The sequence below is a fragment of the Candidatus Protofrankia californiensis genome (assembly GCF_900634765.1).
GTDB classification, from domain to species: domain Bacteria; phylum Actinomycetota; class Actinomycetes; order Frankiales; family Frankiaceae; genus Protofrankia; species Protofrankia californiensis.
Map to the genome: position 1 here is coordinate 3,788 of NZ_CAAAFT010000259.1, position 926 is coordinate 4,713.

Annotated in this window: 1 protein-coding gene; it reads right to left on the minus strand. The window is 66.1% G+C overall.

Annotated features, from left to right (window positions below; all coding sequences use genetic code 11):
- The coding region (locus DD1DGNOD_RS29440; protein WP_241255714.1) for a sulfatase-like hydrolase/transferase at positions 1 to 918 on the minus strand (918 nt) is incomplete at its 3' end.
- Between the last annotated feature and the right edge of the window lie 8 nt (positions 919 to 926).

The window sequence follows — 926 nt, forward strand, 5'->3', positions numbered from 1 at the left end:
GTCGGCCCAGAGGTAGCCGTTGTCCGGGATGTAGATGACCAGTGTGTTGCTCAGCTGGCCGAGGGCCACCAGCTTGTCCTTGAACGCCTGCACCGCGTCGTCTACGGACAGCAGGGTCCGCAACTGCCGCTCACGCAACGCCTGGGCGTCGGCCAAGGTGTTGTTCGAGTTCTGGACGTAGGCCGGCTTGTCGCTCTTGTCGGTCTCGAAAACCGACGGACGGCCGTTCCACGTCGGCACGACCGTGTCGGCGTACTGGGCCGCGGGAGTGTTGGGCTCGTGCGAGGCGTACGGAGTCACGTAGGCGAACCACGGCCGCGTGTCGGTGGCGGCCTTGTCCAGGAAGCTCAGCGTCCTGTTCTTGATGACGTTGGTGGTGTACCCGTTGATCGTCTGGACTGTGCCGTTGACGTTGTAGGTGCCGTTGTTGTAGCTCGGCTGCAGCAGCGCCCACTCCTCGAAGTGCGGCGGGTTGTCGTTGATGTTCCAGGAGTTGAGGTACTTGCCGAACAGCCCGGTGCGGTAGCCCGCCTGCTTGAGGTAGCGCTGCACGGTGGTGTTCTGGTTCAGGTTGTAGGCGTGCCCGTTGTCCCGCACGCCGTGGTTGTGGGCGTAGCGACCGGAGAAGATCGACGACCGCGAGGGCGCGCACAGCGGCGTGGTGGAGTGGCCGTTGGTGAACCGCACGCCCTGCCCGGCGACCCAGTTCAGAATCTTCTCCGTCGCCCACTGGGTTTCCTTGGGCTGGTCGTCGCTGACGATGAGCAGGATGTTCGGCAGGGTGGCGGCCGAAGCCGGAGACACGAAGCCGGGGAGCGCCGAGAATCCCGTCGCCGCGGCCGCCGTAACGGCCGCCGCCGCCGAGCCCGCGAGGAAGCCCCGCCGGCTGGCCGGTCCCTGCTCTTGTTCCTCGCTCACCTGGTGTT